Origin of the sequence: Hoeflea sp. AS16 (assembly GCF_038900095.1) — a bacterium.
Classification (GTDB): Bacteria; Pseudomonadota; Alphaproteobacteria; order Rhizobiales; family Rhizobiaceae; genus Hoeflea.
Window position 1 is genome coordinate 240,469 of the sequence record NZ_JBBMQQ010000004.1, and the last position, 16,547, is coordinate 257,015.

General features: G+C 62.5%; 19 protein-coding genes. 11 read left to right on the forward strand and 8 right to left on the reverse strand.

Annotated elements, in window-relative coordinates; all coding sequences use genetic code 11:
• Window positions 1-119: 119 nt before the first annotated feature.
• Entirely contained in the window at window positions 120-404 is a 285-nt protein-coding gene (locus WNY80_RS12585; RefSeq protein WP_342887729.1) for a hypothetical protein, read from the forward strand.
• Between the two features lie 327 nt (window positions 405-731).
• On the opposite strand, the gene WNY80_RS12590 is transcribed toward WNY80_RS12585, so the two are convergent.
• Entirely contained in the window at window positions 732-1,901 is a 1,170-nt protein-coding gene (locus WNY80_RS12590; protein WP_342887730.1) for a hypothetical protein, read from the reverse strand.
• Window positions 1,902-2,008: 107 nt separating this feature from the next.
• On the opposite strand from WNY80_RS12590, the gene WNY80_RS12595 reads away from it, so the two are divergent.
• Window positions 2,009-2,284 (forward strand): hypothetical protein, encoded by a 276-nt coding sequence (locus tag WNY80_RS12595; protein ID WP_342887731.1) that lies wholly within the window; start codon window positions 2,009-2,011, stop codon window positions 2,282-2,284.
• Window positions 2,285-2,287: 3 nt separating this feature from the next.
• Here the strand turns inward: WNY80_RS12595 and WNY80_RS12600 are convergent, their stop codons facing one another.
• Complete coding sequence (locus tag WNY80_RS12600) at window positions 2,288-3,247, reverse strand: nucleoside recognition domain-containing protein (RefSeq protein WP_342887732.1); 960 nt, start codon at window positions 3,245-3,247, stop codon at window positions 2,288-2,290.
• Between the two features lie 203 nt (window positions 3,248-3,450).
• On the opposite strand from WNY80_RS12600, the gene WNY80_RS12605 reads away from it, so the two are divergent.
• Window positions 3,451-3,903, forward strand: a complete 453-nt coding sequence (locus WNY80_RS12605; protein WP_342887733.1) for an Lrp/AsnC family transcriptional regulator — start codon at window positions 3,451-3,453, stop codon at window positions 3,901-3,903.
• Between the two features lie 121 nt (window positions 3,904-4,024).
• Here WNY80_RS12605 and WNY80_RS12610 read toward each other — a convergent pair whose 3' ends face one another.
• The 3 genes from WNY80_RS12610 to WNY80_RS12620 form a co-directional block, all read right to left on the reverse strand.
• Complete coding sequence (locus WNY80_RS12610) at window positions 4,025-5,299, reverse strand: FAD-dependent oxidoreductase (RefSeq protein ID WP_342887734.1); 1,275 nt, start codon at window positions 5,297-5,299, stop codon at window positions 4,025-4,027.
• Between the two features lie 156 nt (window positions 5,300-5,455).
• The gene (locus tag WNY80_RS12615; protein ID WP_342887735.1) at window positions 5,456-5,944 is read right to left on the reverse strand and encodes an anthrone oxygenase family protein; all 489 of its coding nucleotides are present in this window, start codon (window positions 5,942-5,944) and stop codon (window positions 5,456-5,458) included.
• The gene (locus WNY80_RS12620) at window positions 5,941-6,336 is read right to left on the reverse strand and encodes a hypothetical protein (protein WP_342887736.1); all 396 of its coding nucleotides are present in this window, start codon (window positions 6,334-6,336) and stop codon (window positions 5,941-5,943) included. Before WNY80_RS12620 ends, WNY80_RS12615 begins: the two co-directional genes overlap by 4 nt.
• Before the next feature lie 91 nt (window positions 6,337-6,427).
• Between WNY80_RS12620 and WNY80_RS12625 the strand changes: the two genes are divergently transcribed.
• Window positions 6,428-7,027, forward strand: a complete 600-nt coding sequence (locus WNY80_RS12625) for a TetR/AcrR family transcriptional regulator (protein WP_342887737.1) — start codon at window positions 6,428-6,430, stop codon at window positions 7,025-7,027.
• Between the two features lies 1 nt (window position 7,028).
• Here the strand turns inward: WNY80_RS12625 and WNY80_RS12630 are convergent, their stop codons facing one another.
• From WNY80_RS12630 to WNY80_RS12640, 3 genes are all read right to left on the reverse strand, one after another.
• Window positions 7,029-7,583, reverse strand: coding sequence for a DUF1254 domain-containing protein (locus WNY80_RS12630; RefSeq protein WP_342887738.1), 555 nt, complete (start codon window positions 7,581-7,583; stop codon window positions 7,029-7,031).
• Window positions 7,576-8,163, reverse strand: a complete 588-nt coding sequence (locus tag WNY80_RS12635; protein ID WP_342887739.1) for a DUF1214 domain-containing protein — start codon at window positions 8,161-8,163, stop codon at window positions 7,576-7,578. The genes WNY80_RS12630 and WNY80_RS12635 overlap by 8 nt, the downstream gene beginning before the upstream one ends.
• Window positions 8,164-8,328: 165 nt before the next feature.
• Entirely contained in the window at window positions 8,329-10,557 is a 2,229-nt protein-coding gene (locus WNY80_RS12640; RefSeq protein ID WP_342887740.1) for a PBP1A family penicillin-binding protein, read from the reverse strand.
• Between the two features lie 144 nt (window positions 10,558-10,701).
• On the opposite strand from WNY80_RS12640, the gene WNY80_RS12645 reads away from it, so the two are divergent.
• The 7 genes from WNY80_RS12645 (at window position 10,702) to WNY80_RS12675 (ending at window position 16,528) form a co-directional block, all read left to right on the forward strand.
• On the forward strand, window positions 10,702-11,154 hold the full coding sequence (locus WNY80_RS12645) for a YcgN family cysteine cluster protein (protein WP_342887741.1): 453 nt from the start codon (window positions 10,702-10,704) through the stop codon (window positions 11,152-11,154).
• Between the two features lie 108 nt (window positions 11,155-11,262).
• On the forward strand, window positions 11,263-11,424 hold the full coding sequence (locus tag WNY80_RS12650; RefSeq protein WP_342887742.1) for a DUF1328 family protein: 162 nt from the start codon (window positions 11,263-11,265) through the stop codon (window positions 11,422-11,424).
• 246 nt (window positions 11,425-11,670) lie between these two features.
• A complete protein-coding gene (locus tag WNY80_RS12655) occupies window positions 11,671-12,066 on the forward strand; it encodes a hypothetical protein (protein WP_342887743.1) in 396 nt (131 codons plus the stop codon).
• An 85-nt stretch (window positions 12,067-12,151) separates the two neighbouring features.
• The gene (locus tag WNY80_RS12660; protein ID WP_342887744.1) at window positions 12,152-12,400 is read left to right on the forward strand and encodes a DUF1902 domain-containing protein; all 249 of its coding nucleotides are present in this window, start codon (window positions 12,152-12,154) and stop codon (window positions 12,398-12,400) included.
• 33 nt (window positions 12,401-12,433) lie between these two features.
• A complete protein-coding gene (locus WNY80_RS12665; RefSeq protein WP_342887745.1) occupies window positions 12,434-12,724 on the forward strand; it encodes an addiction module antidote protein in 291 nt (96 codons plus the stop codon).
• 1,459 nt (window positions 12,725-14,183) lie between these two features.
• Window positions 14,184-14,888, forward strand: a complete 705-nt coding sequence (locus tag WNY80_RS12670) for a hypothetical protein (RefSeq protein WP_342887746.1) — start codon at window positions 14,184-14,186, stop codon at window positions 14,886-14,888.
• A 137-nt stretch (window positions 14,889-15,025) separates the two neighbouring features.
• Complete coding sequence (locus WNY80_RS12675; RefSeq protein ID WP_342887747.1) at window positions 15,026-16,528, forward strand: terminase family protein; 1,503 nt, start codon at window positions 15,026-15,028, stop codon at window positions 16,526-16,528.
• The last annotated feature ends 19 nt before the right edge of the window (window positions 16,529-16,547 follow it).

Here is a 16,547-nt window from a genome sequence, read left to right on the forward strand (position 1 = left end):
CCTGATCCGGGGATTGCCGTGCAAGACCGGCAACCCGGTCGTGCGCAATTTTAGCGAAGATCGTAAGGCATCATTATGGGATCGGGCGCATGGTCGAGGCGTCAAATCGGATCGGGGTGATGATGACGAAATTCTCGACATGGCTGGTTGCCGGTATGATTGCCGCTTTTCTTGCTCCGTTCGCGGTAAGTCACGGCGGATCGAAAATTCTGCAGGTGCAGACAGAAAACTCTGGCTCCTGCGTGATCAAGGGAAACATCAGCGTTACCAGCGGTGAGCGGATCTATCATGTGCCCGGTCAGGAATATTACGCAAAAACCAGGATATCCCCGCAATATGGCGAGCGCTGGTTTTGTTCCGAAGCCGATGCAAGGGCCGCCGGCTGGAGAAAAGCCTGGCGGTAATCGGTTGCCCTTTTCCTGTTAGGGATCGTCCCTGCCGCTCAGTGAGCTCCGGGACCGGCCATTCGCAGCTGCTTCGGCGCGCTACCGAATGTCTCCCCGCAAGGCGTGCGAAAACTGGCTCTCGGACTGATTGATGGCTGGCATCGGTTCAGCGAAAGCATGATTCATGACTTCAGGGTATCGACGCGTGAAAACAACCGGATAGAGCGGTTGCGTGACTCTGTTTGACAGGACGCATTTGAACGCCGGAGCGGGCGAGCCGAAACGGGCTTTGCCGCTGCCGGATGAGGGCAGGCATCCGTGATATGCGGAGAATCCGGGCCTGGTTCAGCCGGTCTTGCGCGGGGTGGAGAGCCGGTGGCGGGCATCGCGCGGCGAGATCCGCCGTTCGGTGTCCTGCCGCACAGGCTTGCCGTCGGCCAGCGCCGGAACATGGGCGGCGGCGCCATTGGTGTAGCTGTCCGCCCGCTGCCAGGCCTGCAGCCGTGCGGCGCAACTGTCGCCGTCGAGTTCCTCGATCAGGTCGGTTGCCAGTGTGTGCCGGGCTGACGGTTTGGCCAGATGCGGAAAGAAACTCTCGAGCGCCGATTTGATGGTGCTCTCCGGAGCGCCCAGTCCGATCAGGGCCGTCGCCAGTTGCCGGCCCGACAGATCCATCATGATGCGTTCGGCGAGCGCATAGCTCGCGCCCATGGCATCGGCCAGTGCCGTGGCGAACCAGGATTCCTGGTCGGTCCTGGCATGGCGTGCCAGCTGCGCCAGCCGCACGTCTCCGACCCGGCGCCGTGCTGCGGCCGTTGCGGCATCGCTGGCGGGTTCTGTGCTTGCGGGTTTCGTGCTGGCGGGGGTGAGCGCGTCGCTTGCTATCGGCTTGCGCGTGCTTGTCGGCCGGTTGAGCGGCGATTTCGGCGTCGGGCTTGCCGCCACCAGTGCCTTGAGCTGTGCCCTGAGCTTCTCGCTCGGATCGAGCGGCGGCGCATCCACGGTCGGCCTCGTGGTTGCGGCCCGGGGCGACGCGGGGGCGCGCACTGGGGTTGTGGCGGGATCCGGAATCAGCCCGCGCAGCACCAGAAGCCCGTCGACCGACGGATCTTTCAGTTCCTGCAGCTTGGCAATCGCCTGCGGCGACAGGTCCGAACGCCGTGCAGCGGCACGCGCATGCGGCGCGCCGTGGCGCATCACCGCCCGTGTCAGCGCGGTTTCGTTGAGCAGCGGATAATGCACGATGAAAGGTGCGGCAATGGCGATCGGCTCGTTGATCAGCATCTCCGCCACGTCCTCGGGAACCCGTGACAGCCGTGACAGTGTCGCCGACGCGGTGCGGCGGGTTTCCTGGCTGGCGGCGGTGAAGAGCGGGATGAAGAGCTGGGAAAACCGGGCCAGATCCTGGCGCGAGGGATGATCGAGGCACTCAAGGGCGCTGATGGCTGCCATCAGCACCGCATCCTTGCGGCGGGCGCCATCTGGCCGTTCAAGGTCGCGGAAATTGTCTGACACGGGCACACCTTACTCAAACGCAACAAGATACTTCCGTCAACTTATCCCAAAAGCGTTAGCGAGCTGTTAACCAAGTGATGGCTTGATGCATTTTAGCAAGGAGAAAAATGTCGAGCGTATTTCCTGTTCCACCGAGTTGGAGTCCAGAAATGACGACAATATTGGCCTTTGATCAATCGAGATGTCGCAAGGCAAATGCCGCAACATCTTCAGTCAATGCACCCGGTAAAACTGCCGAAGTGATAATGTTTACCGGCATCCGCCGCGAACCGCTGTATGCAAGTACCGGTTTGCCTGTGCCGGTCATGCATGAACCGATGTTCGATGATTCCGCGCCCGACAAGCCGACCGGCCGGAAACGCCGCCGCGGCAAGAACGCCTGAGACCTAGGCCTTTTGCCGGAACGCGTGGGCATAAAACCTCTCGTCGGCCAGACGGCCAAGCAGGGCGGCAATCAGCGCGGTGGCCAGAACCGCGAACGCCAGCCGGCCCGCAAGCACACCGGATATGTCGGCGCCAAGCGCCATCACGATCAACGTGTCCTCGATCACGCTGTGGGCGAAACCCATGAAGACGCAGGACAGGAAAATCTGCCGTGGTGGCAGCGCATCCGATTGCGCCTCGCGGATCAGAAGTCCGGCACCGTAGGAAATTCCCAGGAACAGGCCCACAGCGGTGAGGTGTCCTGCTTCGCCCCGGATGCCGGCGAGCCGCAACACCGGTGAAAGAAGCTTCATCATCCAGTCCAGCAGTCCGCTCGTCTTGAGGATCAGCAGGGACCAGGACAGGACAACCAGAACCACAAGCATCCAGATCATCGTCTCCGCCAGCCCCTGGAAGAACACCGCCCAGTCGGGGGTTGCCGTCATCGGGATCCAGGCCGGGTTGACCGGCGCCGACAACCAGCCGGTGAAGGCGAGAATGTGGTGCAGCACGAAAGCGTAGAGCAGGCCGCCGGCAATGCGCAGGACCGTCGTTACGGTCATGCCCGGGCCTGCCATCTGGATAATCTTCTGCTCGACCGGCAGCCCGTGCGCAAACAGGATGAGCGACGAGAACACCGTCACGTCGGCCACACTGAGCGAGGATACCGGAACCAGGGTGAAAAGCAGCGGTACGGCGCCCCATATTCCGACAACCATGGCTGTCAGCCAGGCAAGGCCAAGTTCGGATGGCAAGCCGACCAGGTCCATCACCGGCGCAAAGGCAGGGGCTATCGCTTCGATCGCTCCCATCCGCGACAGCACTTCCGTCAGGATGGTGATCGGAACCATGATCCGGACGAGAACCCAGTAAATATTCAGGGAATCAAGTGTGTTGCGCGAAATGGCCTTGAACAGGGGCATCGTGGTTTCCTTTCAGCTTGCCGGGCGCTGCAACTGTCGTCCGTGTTTTTCAACGAAAGCACGGCAGTGGATGGGCAGGCGTTAGGCAGGCTCCTCCGAGGTTGCCTCGATTACCTAGCCGGACCCGGTTCGAATTTGTGGTCAAAAATTGTGATTGTATGCAATATTATTGCAAATACGCAGGCGGTGGACGGAGTGCGGGAATGGATAAGATTGACCGGAAGCTTTTGAACCTGATGCAGCGGGATGCCTCGCGCACCAATGTCGACATGGCCGACGAGGTTGGCCTGTCGCCGTCAAGCTGCCTGCGCCGGCTGCAGCGGCTGCGCAAATCAGGCGTGATCGAGCGCATTGTCGCGATCCTCAACCCGGCCCGGGCAGGGCGCGTGATCAAGGCATTCGTCACGGTGGAACTGAAACTGCACGGCGAGCAGCAGATGCGCCGTTTTCTCGAAATCGCCAGTGCGGAAGAGGCGGTTTCGCACGCCTATGCCGTTACCGGGGCAACCGATGTGGTGCTGATGTTGCGCCTGCGCGACATGGAGGAGTTCGACCTGCTCTGTGACAGGCTGTTCCGCGACCAGAACAATGTTGCCCGCTTCTTCACCATGGTCGTCATAAGGACGGCGAAAGAGGAAACGGCGATACCGCTTTAGACCAGCCGATGGACGGAATGGACTGCGATGCCAGGCCCTGCCGTCCGCTCAAGGCCGCGCCCACCCGCTGGAGGAGGTTGCCTCCAGACAGGTGGGCGCGTGTGGTTGAGTGCCTGCGCTTTTACTTCAGCTTGTGCATCGCCAGCATCTTCATGATGGCGCTTTCGTAATAGGTCTCGGTAATGCCCTTGCGGACCTTGTGCATGAAGTACTTCTCGAACGCCACCTTGGCCAGGTGCACCCACATGCCTTCGGCGGCCCAGTTGACATTGCGCGGCGGGTTTTGCGGTTGCGCCAGGAAAGCCACGCCGCGGTCGCCGAAATCGGCCAGGCAGAAAGCGTTCCAGGTGGCTTCCTCTTCCGGCGTGCTCCCGGCCAGCAGCGCCTTGATGTTCTTGGCCGTGGCCAGCACCATGCTTTCGATCATGTAGCCGGTCTTCGGCACACCGGTGGGCACCGGGGTCTTTTCCATCGGCGGAATGGCAATCGCCACGCCGATGCCGAAGATATTGGGATATTTCGGGTTGCGCTGGTGCTTGTCGACGATGATGAAGCCACGCGGATTGACCAGTCCCTCGATGTCACGCACGGCGGCGATGCCGCGGAAGGCGGGCAGCATCATCGAATATTTGAAATCGAGTTCATGCCTGGTCTTTTCCGAGCCGTCATCATTGAGTTCGGAGACCGTCATGGTGCCGGCTTCGACCTTCTCCACCTTGGCGTTGGTGATCCAGCGCACGCTGCTCTGGCGCATCTCGTGCTCGAGCAGGCCCTTGGTGTCGCCGACACCGCCGAGGCCGAGGTGGCCGATATAGGGTTCGGCGGTGACGAAGGTCATCGGAACCTTGTCGCGGATCTTGCGGTTGCGCAGTTCCTTGTCGAGGATCATCGCATATTCGTAAGCCGGGCCGTAACACGAAGCACCTTGTGCCGCGCCGACGATGATCGGGCCGGGATCAGCGCAGAAGGCTTCGAAGGCGGCATTGGCCTGGGTTGCGTGATCGACGGTGCAGACCGACTGGGTATAGCCCTCAGGGCCGAAACCCTCGATCTCGTCGAAGGCCAGTTCCGGACCGGTGGCGATCACCAGGTAGTCGTAATCGACCGAACTGCCGTCTTCCATCTCGATCCGGTTTTCCTCCGGATGCAGCTTTTTGGCCGAGGCCTGAACAAACTCGATGCCATGCTTTTTCATCAGCGGCGCCAGCTCGATCGTGATGTCGCTCTTCTCGCGCCAGCCGACGCCAACCCACGGATTGGACGGGGTGAACTGGAAGCTTTCCGCCTTGTTGACCAGAACGATGGGGTGATCTTTCCCAAGTTCAGCCTTGAGATCGAAGACCATGGAGATGCCGCCAAGTCCGGCGCCAAGGACGACAATGTTAGACTTTTTCATGTGCTTAGCCTCCGTTAGCCCGGAAAATCCGCGCCTGCATATATATGTGGTTGTTGATATATATATAGCGCGTGCGGCCGTACTTCTTATTGATCAAGATCAATGAGCGGTACGGCTTCACACCGGGCGGGAGGTCTTGGTTCAGGTGGGGAAACGTCAGCTTATCCTGAGCAGGCCGATGCCGGTCAGCAGGACAGCCAGACCGCTCGCCATCGCGCGGACCTGGTTCCAGAGCTGCCAGCGTTCGGAATAGCTGCGCCAGATCTCACCTGCCGCCTCGGTGGCGTCCGGTACGACAACCTGCGCCAGCGCTTGGTTCATCGGAACATTGACGAGGACGGTCACGCCGAAACCGCCGGTGGCGTAGACGCCAGCTGCAAGTGCAAACCAGATCGCGGCGCCGCGCCGGCCGGTGCGCATCAGCAGGGCCGCGGTGACCGCCAGCACCGCCGGCGTCAGGAAAAAGGCCGGGAAAAACACCGCATTGCGCACCGAGGCGTTCATCGCCTGCATGGCCTCGATGGCGACCGCCGGGCCGGCAGCATCAAGCCCCCACATGGTCGAGCAGACCCAGGCATAGAAAAAGCCGAAGATCGCGGCGCTCAGCAAAAGCGAGGCGAGGGGAAACACCCGTGTCGAGATCATGCCTGCTGCTCCTGCCGAGCTGCCGTGGCTGGGGAACGGGTGTGCCGGAGCGTGTCGGTAAACAGCGCAAGGCAGGCCAGTTGACCGGCAATCACCGCGGGCCAGATCAGCCCGAACTGCGCGTCGAGGTATTTCTGCGGACCAAACGAGATCAGTGCCATGGTTGCGGCCAGCAGGCACAGGATACGGCCGGGTCTGCTGGTGCTTCCGCCAAGCAGGATCGCGGCCACGGCCGTGGCCATCGACACCCCGAGAAAGGGCGCGATTGCGAACAGGGGGGTGACGGCAGGAGGATGCGGCGGAACGCCTGCATAGAGCGCACCGAGCATCACGGCCTGCAGGATGATCAGGACTGCCAATGCGGCAGTGGAGGTCTGGTTGGGTTGGGGCATTGTCGATCTCCAAAAAAAACGTAATTGTGTGTACGGTTGCAATTATCCGTAATCTGAATTACGCCTTTCGTCAACCATCCGGAGACAATCGATGCGCGATGAGAACAGGGCGTCCCGCCAGCAGAAGATCGAAGAGGCGGCCTATGCGGTCCTGGAAGCCAAGGGCTATGCCGGAACCTCGATGCTGGCGATTGCCAGGGCGGCGCGGGCGTCAAACGAGACCCTGTACAACTGGTATGGCGACAAGACCGGCCTGTTCAAGGCACTGGTCGTGCGCAACGCAGAACAGGTCAGGACGCTTCTGCAGGAGGGGCTGGACAGGGACGGCAGCCCGCTGGAGATCCTGCAGGCACTCGGGCCGCGCCTGCTGGCGCTTCTTGTCAGCCCCCGCGCCATCCAGCTCAACCGTGCAGCCGCGGCGGATCCGACCGGAGAACTCGGCGCGGTTATTTCCGAGCGCGGCAGGGAAACGGTCGCGCCGCTGATTGGCAAGGTGCTGGAGCGTGCCCGGCAGGAGGGGGCGCTCGAATTTGATCAGACCGCCGGGGCTGTAGGTCTTTATCTCAACCTGCTGGTTGGAGATCTGCAGATCCGCCGCGTCATCGGCCGTGAGCCGCCGCTCGACGAGGCCGCGATCAACCGCCGCGCCGAACAGGCCTACAAGCACTTCCTCCGGCTTTGCGCAGCCTAGCTCAGGCCGGGTCGATGGTGATGCTGGCGCAGATCGCGTTTTCCAGAAACGCCCGTGCCGCGGGTTGCTGGCTCGGCGTCGGCGCCACGGCGCGCAATGCGACATAGCCCTGCGGCTGACTCAGCTCGACCAGCACCGCACGTTCGAGCGCACGTGGCATGAAGCGCCGCAATTGCAGCATTTGCGCCGGGGTCACGAAGGTGATGTTGACGCCGGTACCGATGGCCGAGCGGTCATTCATCGAATAGGTTTCGTTTGATGATGCGTCATAGGCGGACACCGTCCAGATCGGCACGTCGCCCGCCGCGAAGATGCGCACCGGCCCATCGGAAATGTCGAACCGGCAGACCGCGGTGCGGACATAGGGGTTCTCGTTGTAGAGCCCGCTGGTGTTGGGCTCGTTGGCCAGCGAATAGAACCGGTTGGTCGCGCCGAGCATCTTCACCCGGGTCCAGGCATCCTCGCCGGTCCACATCGGCAGGGCCAGGATGATGACGATATGGATGAAGGCCGCACCGACCAGCCCGATCGCGATGGACAGCAGGACGCTACGCATCGGCACACCCGATAAGCGAGATTTTCGGCATGTCGAGCTCGACCATGCTGACCGAGGCCGCGGTCGGCGTATCGATCAGTGTCAGCACGAAACTGACACCGCCGTCCGAATCGAGCCAGATCCAGTTGCCGGAGCTCGGAGCGGCGCCGAGCCGGATGCGGAAGCTGCCGTCGACATTGCGCAGCGTGGTCCAGGAGTTGAGGCTGACAGGAGCCCGCTCCGGCGCGTCAAGCGGATTGCCGGCGGCATCGGTGACCCGCAATGTCCAGAACCGGGCCGGCGGCGTCGATCCGGAAATCTCGTAGCTGCACCGCCCCGAAAGCCTGGCCCCGGTTTCATCGCTCTCGGCGGTAAACACCAGGCCTTCCGCACGGCCGAGCAAAATCCGTCCGTCGCCGGCGCGGTGCGCCTTGGCAAACGGATCGGCGTCCTCGGTCTGCAGGTCGGGATAGGCGCTCCACGATCCGAGCCGGATCGCACCGAAGCCGGATGTGGCCTTGAGCATCCACGACGCAGACCAGGCGCCACCGCCAAAAGCGATCGCCAGCGTCAAAGCAACCAGGGCAGGCAGACGAAACACGTGGCAGGGTTTCCCTCGTCAGTCCGGAGCATTCATCCGGGGCGCGTCAGATCGGGCGCGCAAACCGCACCGTGGCTGACGAAAAAGCACAATACCGCGCCAATAACCAGCCATCAGCATTGAAAAGATAGGGATATGCACCATTGCCCGATCCATGCCGGTCAATCACTGCTCGACGGTTGCGGGAACAAGCTCCGGCTGGTTCTTGACCGCTGCCAGGCGTTCCGGCACGCCAAGCGGCCGGGCGCTGTTGAGCCGTTCCACCAGCCCGCGCAGAACATCGGTGGTTTCCCGGTTCAGCGACCGCGACCGTTGCCGTGCGGGCAGCGGGTTGCCGTTCTCGTCGGTCGAGGACTTGGCGGCAAGCGGCGTGGCTTTCGCGGTCGGCAGAGGGTTGTCGACACCCGGAATGGCCCGAAGCTCGATGCCCTGGTGGGCGTAATCCATCACCCGCTTGAAGGTCATCGCCGGCAATGAGCCGCCGGTCATGCGGTTGGTCGAGGTGTAGTCGTCATTGCCGAACCAGACCGCGGCGGTGAAATTGCCGGTGAAGCCGCAGAACCAGGCATCGCGATAGGCCTGCGTGGTGCCGGTCTTGCCGCCGGTGAGAACGCCGTCGACCGCCGCACGCCGCGCCGTGCCGACATAGGGAACCCGGGTCAGCATCTGGTTCATGTAGGCGCCGGCGGTTTCCGACAGCACGCGTTCCGGCGGCGGCTCGTCGCGGTTGAAATCATAGAGCACATCACCGTTGTAGTTCATGATCTGCGCGATGCCATGGCGGCGCGACTGGTAGCCGCCGGTGGGGAACACCGCATAGGCCGTGGCCTGGTCGAGAACCGTGACTTCCGAGGTGCCGATCGGAATGGTGACGTCGCGGCGGATCGGTGTCTCGACGCCGAATTTCTTTGCCTGCGCCATGATCTGGCCGATCGGGTCTTCGCCGAGCCGCTCCTTGGCGATCCTGACCGGGATGGTGTTGATCGACTTGGCCAGCGCGGTCTTGATGTCGATGCGGCCACGATAGCTCAGGCCGTAGTTCTTCGGATGCCAGTTGCCCCAGTGGATCGGCGCGTCGGTGATCGGGCTGTCCGGCGTCATGCCTTTTTCCATGGCCAGCGAATAGGTGTAGATCTTGAACGACGAGCCGGGTTGCCGCAATGCCCGCGAGGCGCGGTTGAACTGGCTTTCGCCGTAGTCGCGTCCGCCGACCATGGCGCGCACGGCGCCGCCGTTCTCGATCAGCACAAGCGCTGCCTGGCTGGCGCGATACTGCTTGCCATACTGGCGCAGACCGGCTTCCACCGCGGCGTCGGCGGCTTCTTGCATGCCCGGATCAAGCGTGGTGCGCACGATCAGCGAATGCTGGTCAAATCCGCCGGCAATGCGCTTGACCTCCTCAAACGCCCAGTCGAGGAAATAGTCGGGCGCATCGCGGTCGCCCCGGTCGATGACGCTGGCCGGGTTGCGCCGCGCGCCAATCACCTGGCCCTCGGTCATCAAATTGCCCTGCACCAGGTTGGACAGCACCTCGTTGGCCCGCGCCCGTGCGGCCGGCAGGTTGATGTGCGGGGCGTAGCGGGCAGGGGCCTTGAACAGGCCCGCCAGCATCGCCGCTTCCGCGATCGAGACCTCGGTGATGTCCTTGCCGAAATAGAACTGCGCCGCAGCCGCCGCACCGAAGGTGCCGCCGCCCATATAGGCGCGGTCGAGATAGAGCCTGAGGATTTCCTTTTTCGACAGGTTGGCTTCCAGCCAGAAGGCGAGGAACGCTTCCTTGATCTTGCGTTCGAGCGTCCGCTCGTTGGTCAAAAACAGGTTCTTGGCCAGCTGCTGGGTGATGGTGGAGCCGCCCTGGACCACCGAATTGGCCTTGACGTTCTCGGTCATGGCGCGGGCCAGGCCGAGGAAATCGATGCCGAAATGCTCGAAGAACCGCCGGTCCTCGGTGGCCAGCACCGCCTTGACGAAATGATCGGGCAGCTGGTCCACGGGCGCGGAATCCTCGTGGATGATGCCGCGATGGCCGATCTCGTTGCCGTAACGGTCGAGGAAGGTGACGGCGAAATCATCCCGCGCGCGCCAGTTTCCCGCCGTTTCCTCGAACGCCGGAAGCGCCAGCGCCAGAAGCAGAACGAACCCGGCGGTGCCGACATTCATGCCTTCGCCGGCGATCTCGAACACGGCCTTCCAGACCCCGCGGGTGCGGAAGCGGCGGAAGAAGATGGTGATCTCCTCCCAGACTTCGCCGACGCGGAAACCGGCATTCCAGATCGAGGAATCGATCCAGGAATCAATCCGGAGAAGCAGGTTGGAGCGCTTGCGCGGGCGGTTTTCCTGGTTGAACGGGTCTTGCACGGGTCTATGTCCATTGCGGGCGTTGGCGACCTGCATCGTCGCGCGTTGTTTTTCCCGCGGTGCCTGATGTCACCACAGTTTTTATCCCCTGTGACCTATGCTTTTGGCTCATTTTCAGTCAAAGGACAAGCCGTCAGCGCATGCGCGCGCGCAAAGCAGATGATAAAAAGGAAACCGGCAATGAACGCCACGCCCTTCTGGAAAGCCAAGACGCTCGACCAGATGACCACGGCCGAATGGGAAAGCCTGTGCGATGGCTGCGGCCGCTGCTGCCTGAACAAGCTCGAGGACTGGGACACCGGCGAAATCGCCTGGACCAACATCGCCTGCACCTTGCTTGACGGATACAGCTGCCGCTGCACCGATTATGAAAACCGCCAGGCCACCGTGCCCGACTGCATCAGCCTGACGCCGGCGCAGGTCGACACCATCACCTGGCTGCCGCCAACCTGCGGCTACCGGCTGGTGCGCGAGGGCGCCGATCTCTACTGGTGGCATCCGCTGGTCTCGGGCGACCCCGAAACCGTGCACGAGGCCGGCGTTTCGGTGCGCAACCGGACCGTCAGCGAAGACAACATGAAGGTCGAGGATTTCGAGGACTACCTGGTGGACTGGCCGGGCGAACAACCCTGAGAAAACCGTCTGCCCGCATTTTTCCGGCGCCGGCATGGAACCATATCCGCCGGACCGCGTTGATCCCCCGTATTGCAAGTTTGAATTGCCAAACGGAGGGGTTATCCGATGATCCAGTGGATCCTGATTTTGCTTATTGTTGCAGCCGTCGCCGGCCTGCTTGGCTTCGGCCGCCTGTCGGGCGCAGCGCTCACCGGCGCAAAGCTGCTGATCGGCGTCGTGCTGATCCTGTTCCTTCTTGCCGTCCTAGGCATCGTCGCCATCGCCTGACGGCCCGTTCTTCATCCTCCCCAAGTGTGAAGCACACCTGAACCCGCCGGAGAGTCCCGCTCTCTGGCGGTTTTTTTGTGCTGCGATTTGCAAATGACGCCGCAGCTCGCTTGAACGCCTGGGTTTTAATGCCGGTCCCGTCCGCCGCCGCGTCAGTGGCGGCCGCGATATTGCGCCAGTCATGGGGTGCCAAACCGGTCGCGCCTTCCTACATGGGGAAGCAACGCCCAACAGGAGCAATCGACAGTGGCAGAGAACATCAACACCGCCCCGAAACTTGACATCGTTTTGGCCGGAGAGGCGCGTCCGCAGGATAAAACGGTGGCGCTGGCCTTTGGCTCGGCCGGCGGCGGGAAAGTCAGGCTCGAATTCGACGCCAGGATCGTCCCGGCGACGATCACCGCGCTGGCCAGCCTTCTCGGGCAGGTGGTCTCCGACCTTGACGAAGACGAACGCCCGAATTTTCAGGTGCTCAAGACCACCGCCATGGGCCTGGCCATGAACGGCCACGGCGAACTGGCGCTGGCGCTGGAACTCGAAGGCGGCGGCCAGCTGACCCTGGGCCTCGCCAAGGGCGACCTCGCCATTCTGCGCGACGAGATCGACGAGGCGATGCGGATCGCGGAAGATTCGCGGCATTAGAGGGGGCGGTCGTACCGGAATTCTCAGCCTGACTGATATGTGCTAGGGTTTGGCTTTGATGCGTGGAAGGCAACTAGAGCGCTGCATGCAGAGAAGTTTTTTCGTCAAGGCCGTGTGGGACGATGAGGCTCAGGTCTATGTCTCCGAGAGCGACATCATCGGACTGCATATCGAGGCCGCGACGGTTGAGGAATTTGAAGCGGTCATGTGCGATGTCGCCACCGATCTGGTGATCGCCAACCATATCAGCAGCGACCAGCTCAACTCGCTGCCGCTACGCGATCTCATTCCCACCATTGTCTGGGAGCGGCCAAACCCGGAACTGGCGGCCTGAATGGCGCCGGGACTGGAAAAGAAGTTTTGAAGAATGACACTCGCAACGCAACCTTTTGATACTGCAGAGTTTCTCGATAGTCCCGAGATGGTGTCGGCCTATCTGGATGCGGCGCTTGCGGATGGCGATCCGGCGCTGTTTGCCGCAACTCTCGGCGACATCGCCAAGGCGCGGGGCATGAGCGACATTGCCCGTAACGCCGGCGTGACCCGGGAAGCGCTCGACAAGGCGCTCAGTGGAAAGGGCGATCCGCGCATGCCGACCCTGTTCGGGGTGATCAAGGCGCTGGGACTCAAGCTGAAAGTGGAGCCTGAGGGGGCGTGAGGGGGCCGACAGGATGCATGAAGCCATCCGTGGCAAGCGCCTGACCTATCGGCGGATTGGTGAAGCCGGTCACGCCTAAACAGAAGGCGCGTAAGCTTCTCCACAAGCGCAAAAGGCGCTGACTCGACTTAAAATCGTGAATCGGGCATCATGCAACTAGGCAGGTCGCTGGGACCCTCTCATAAAGGATAATCCAGCGGCCCGCTTAGGCCCGTATCGGGGCCTGTGTCCCCACCAGATAGCGGGGGCTAAGGCAGCATTCCTGTTCACTCAGGCTAGATACCGCCGACGGCTACGATGTTCTGCAGGACGCCGTGCCTAGCGCCAGCAAGGGCGCGATAAAAATACTCCGCCTAGTTTCTCTTTGAGGGCTAGTCCGGACTGCCCGTTAGGAGCCCGCAAATGCGGAAAAAACCTACGGTGAAATGGGAAGTGACTGTAGACGTTGCGCTTTGCCTATTTGGTATTGCCGCCATTCTCAAGATCTTCTTTTAAACAGGGGGGCGGGGGCTTCGGCCTTCGCCTTTCTCTTTTAACTTTGGTGGCGTCGCTAATGTGCGGCACCACGTATCATTGAGCCATTCTTCGACAACGTCTACAGGCTTTCGATCATTTTTGCTCATTGGGGGCACCATGGCTGAGAATCTAAACCACCGAGACTTCCATAACCCCGCATTCGATAAGATTGCGCTAGAATTGGGTAGAGTCACGTTGGCATGGAACGACCTCCATGTCTCTCTATCTGGTCTCTTCTCGGCCATCCTGAAGATACCAAACCGCCTAACTCCGGGCGCTATCTGGGATGCCATCAAGGTAGATCGATCCCAGCGAGAAATCCTTCTCTCTTTGTCGCAGACCAATGCATTGGGCCATCGCCTCCCGGAGGAAGCCAAAGCAGACATAAAGTTTCTGGTGTCGCAAGTGAATCGTCTTCAAGAATATAGGAACAACCTAATTCATTCACCATTCAGGCTGTCTGGGTCAGAGGTAATCGTGTACCACGGCGGCACTCACGCCAGGGGGATAGGTATATCGGGACGCGACCTCCTAAAAGAATGCGCCGTCGTTTACCAGTCGACTATGACGTTTAGGAACTTTGCCTCTGAACTGGAGGAAGCCATTCAAGGCCTTCGGTCCACATGGCCACAAAGACCTCATTCGTTAAAAGAGCAGCGTTGCAACGACACTGCATAGCTCCATCAAGTCTGCTTAGTGGTGCTTGTTCTCGTGTTTCACCACAAAATAGGAAAATAATCCTTTACACCGTCACGGTCCTCTGCTAGGGTTATGTCATCGTCACAGAAGTGCGCCGGAAACGGTGCCGGGCGAAGGCGGGTGTGCGTTTTGGCGCACGGCTGCCGGACTGAAGATTTGAGGAGTGCGCAAAGCGCCTTCGGGATTCCCGGGGCGCTTTTTTGCTGGCCGGATGCGGCCTGTTCCAGAAATTGCGAGGCATGTGATGACCGAGGCATATGCTGCCGCCGGGCGGCTGGGGCTGTCCGGAGCCGATCTTTTTGCCGGAGACGAGACGGTGCTGGTCGACCGGCTGATCGATTTGTTGCTGGCGCTCGAACCGTTCGAGATCAAGCAGTCGTCTGTCGCGGCCGGTGATGCTGCAGGTCAGGCAACGGACAAGGGTGCCGATGGTCCGGCAGGCGGCGAGGGCTGCGATGAGGTGGCCGCACCAGCCATGCTGGCCAGCTTGGCCGGGGCAGTGGATGGCGCGGAACCCAGCCTCGTGCCGGGCGACGATGCGGTGAAACTGTCGATCGAGAGCACCCGCGCCATGCTGGCCCGGATGCGCACTGTCCTCGACCGCGAGGCGGCACGATTGGGCGCCGACGGGCTCGAGGGCAAGGCGGCGGTCGACCAGGTGGCGCTGATCGCCCGGACGCTGGAGAAGATCGACCAGATGGAGCGGCTGATCGCCGAGGACGAGGCCCGCGCGGCAGGCGGGCGGCTCGGGACCGAGGAACGCGAGCAGCTGCGGCTGACCGTGCGGCAGCTGATCCTCGCCGCCGCCGAGCGGTTGGCGGTCGAGCGGATGCGCGACCAGCCAGCGCAGCGCGAGGCCGGTGATGTGAGCAGCACCGGGGGCAGGCTTGCGGCTGATGCTGGAGACGGTTCGGGGCCGGCGGCTGCGGATCGGGATGAGGCCGGATGAGAGCGTTTTCTTCAGCCCAGGGATTTGGGCTGGCTGGATGCCGGATCGGTGTCCGGCATGACGGACCTTGGAGGGGCGCTGGCGCAAAATCGGAATACTTCACTGGTCCCGGCAACGGGCGCCCGAAAGGAAGACCCATGACGATCCGGTCGATGGTGGCAGTGCTGAAAGGCGGCGTGTGGGCAGACCCGGTGCCTGGCCAAACGGTGCCGGTCCGCAATCTTCTCGCTGCCGGAGTGAAGCTGAAATCTGTGCCGGCGCCGCGACTGGTCAGTTCGCAGGTGGTTTGGAAAAACAACGCGGTAGACGAGTTGCTTGACTCGGTTTCGCAAACGCAACCTGTCGCCGGTGCGATCTGCGTCGAGGACCTGGTCGCGGCCCATGTCGCGCGATTTGACGACCGGGCGCTGCTTGCCCATGCCCATGACTGGGCGCTGACGGCGCGGCCCGAGCAATTGCCGCCCGAAGGGGCGTGGCGGACCTGGCTGATGATGGGCGGGCGCGGCTCGGGAAAAACCCGCGCCGGGGCCGAATGGGTGCACGCTCTCGCCTCCGGCACGCTGCCGGGGCTGGGGCGGGAGGGCCGCATCGCGCTGGTGGCCGAAACCTTCGGCGACGCCCGCGAAGTCATGATCGATGGCATCTCCGGCATTCTCGGCGTGGCGCGTGATCAACGCCCGGTGTTCGAGGCGACGCGGCGCAGGCTGGTCTGGCCATCGGGCGCGGTGGCGCAGATGTTTTCATCCGAAGACCCCGAGAGCCTGCGCGGGCCGCAATTCGATCTGGCCTGGTGCGACGAGCTGGGCAAATGGCGGCATGCCCGCGAGACCTGGGACATGCTGCAATTCGGCCTCAGGCTGGGGCAGCACCCGCGCCAGCTGGTGACGACAACGCCAAGGGCAACGCCCTTGATGCTGGCGCTGGTGAAAGACCAGGCCACGCGGGTGACACGGATCCGCACCGAGGACAATGCCGCCAACCTGGCCGCGGGTTTTCTCGACGCCATCCGGGCGCGCTATGGCGGCACACGGCTGGGACGGCAGGAACTGGACGGCGAGCTGATCGCCGACCGCGAGGACGGGCTGTGGCGGCGCGACCAGCTCGAAGCGCTCATCGTGCGCAAGCATGGCCTGCTTGCCCGCATCGTGGTGGCGGTCGATCCGCCCGCATCCGGTGAGGCCAGACACTCCTGCTGCGGCATCATCGCCGCCGGACTGGACGCCGAAGGCCGCGCCGTGGTGCTGGCCGACTGCTCGGTCGAGGGCGCAAGCCCGACCCGCTGGGCCGAGGCGGTGGCGTGGCTCTACCGCAGGTTCGATGCCGATTGCGTGGTTGCCGAGATCAACCAGGGCGGCGACATGGTGACAAGCGTGCTCAGGACCGTCGAGCCGACATTGCCGGTGAGAACCGTGCGGGCGACGCGCGGCAAATGGCTCCGCGCCGAACCGGTGGCGGCACTCTACGAGCAGGGCCGGGTGCTCCATGCCGGTCATTTTGCTTCACTCGAGGACCAGATGTGCGATTTCGGTCCCGACGGGCTGAGCTCCGGACGGTCTCCTGACCGGCTCGATGCGCTGGTCTGGGCGCTGACCGAACTGCTGCTCGGCCGCAAAAGCGAACCGCAGGTCAGGCACCTTTGAGACTGGCGGCGAATCGGGG

Bases quoted from the DNA above. Each gene is read 5' to 3' on its own strand.
- WNY80_RS12585 (WP_342887729.1), top strand. From the start codon at position 120: ATGATGACGAAATTCTCGACATGGCTGGTTGCCGGTATGATTGCCGCT.
- WNY80_RS12595 (WP_342887731.1), top strand. From the start codon at position 2,009: ATGTCGAGCGTATTTCCTGTTCCACCGAGTTGGAGTCCAGAAATGACG.
- WNY80_RS12600 (WP_342887732.1), bottom strand. From the start codon at position 3,247: ATGCCCCTGTTCAAGGCCATTTCGCGCAACACACTTGATTCCCTGAAT.
- WNY80_RS12605 (WP_342887733.1), top strand. From the start codon at position 3,451: ATGGATAAGATTGACCGGAAGCTTTTGAACCTGATGCAGCGGGATGCC.
- WNY80_RS12610 (WP_342887734.1), bottom strand. From the start codon at position 5,299: ATGAAAAAGTCTAACATTGTCGTCCTTGGCGCCGGACTTGGCGGCATC.
- WNY80_RS12615 (WP_342887735.1), bottom strand. From the start codon at position 5,944: ATGATCTCGACACGGGTGTTTCCCCTCGCCTCGCTTTTGCTGAGCGCC.
- WNY80_RS12620 (WP_342887736.1), bottom strand. From the start codon at position 6,336: ATGCCCCAACCCAACCAGACCTCCACTGCCGCATTGGCAGTCCTGATC.
- WNY80_RS12625 (WP_342887737.1), top strand. From the start codon at position 6,428: ATGCGCGATGAGAACAGGGCGTCCCGCCAGCAGAAGATCGAAGAGGCG.
- WNY80_RS12630 (WP_342887738.1), bottom strand. From the start codon at position 7,583: ATGCGTAGCGTCCTGCTGTCCATCGCGATCGGGCTGGTCGGTGCGGCC.
- WNY80_RS12640 (WP_342887740.1), bottom strand. From the start codon at position 10,557: ATGCAGGTCGCCAACGCCCGCAATGGACATAGACCCGTGCAAGACCCG.
- WNY80_RS12645 (WP_342887741.1), top strand. From the start codon at position 10,702: ATGAACGCCACGCCCTTCTGGAAAGCCAAGACGCTCGACCAGATGACC.
- WNY80_RS12650 (WP_342887742.1), top strand. From the start codon at position 11,263: ATGATCCAGTGGATCCTGATTTTGCTTATTGTTGCAGCCGTCGCCGGC.
- WNY80_RS12660 (WP_342887744.1), top strand. From the start codon at position 12,152: ATGCAGAGAAGTTTTTTCGTCAAGGCCGTGTGGGACGATGAGGCTCAG.
- WNY80_RS12665 (WP_342887745.1), top strand. From the start codon at position 12,434: ATGACACTCGCAACGCAACCTTTTGATACTGCAGAGTTTCTCGATAGT.
- WNY80_RS12670 (WP_342887746.1), top strand. From the start codon at position 14,184: ATGACCGAGGCATATGCTGCCGCCGGGCGGCTGGGGCTGTCCGGAGCC.
- WNY80_RS12675 (WP_342887747.1), top strand. From the start codon at position 15,026: ATGACGATCCGGTCGATGGTGGCAGTGCTGAAAGGCGGCGTGTGGGCA.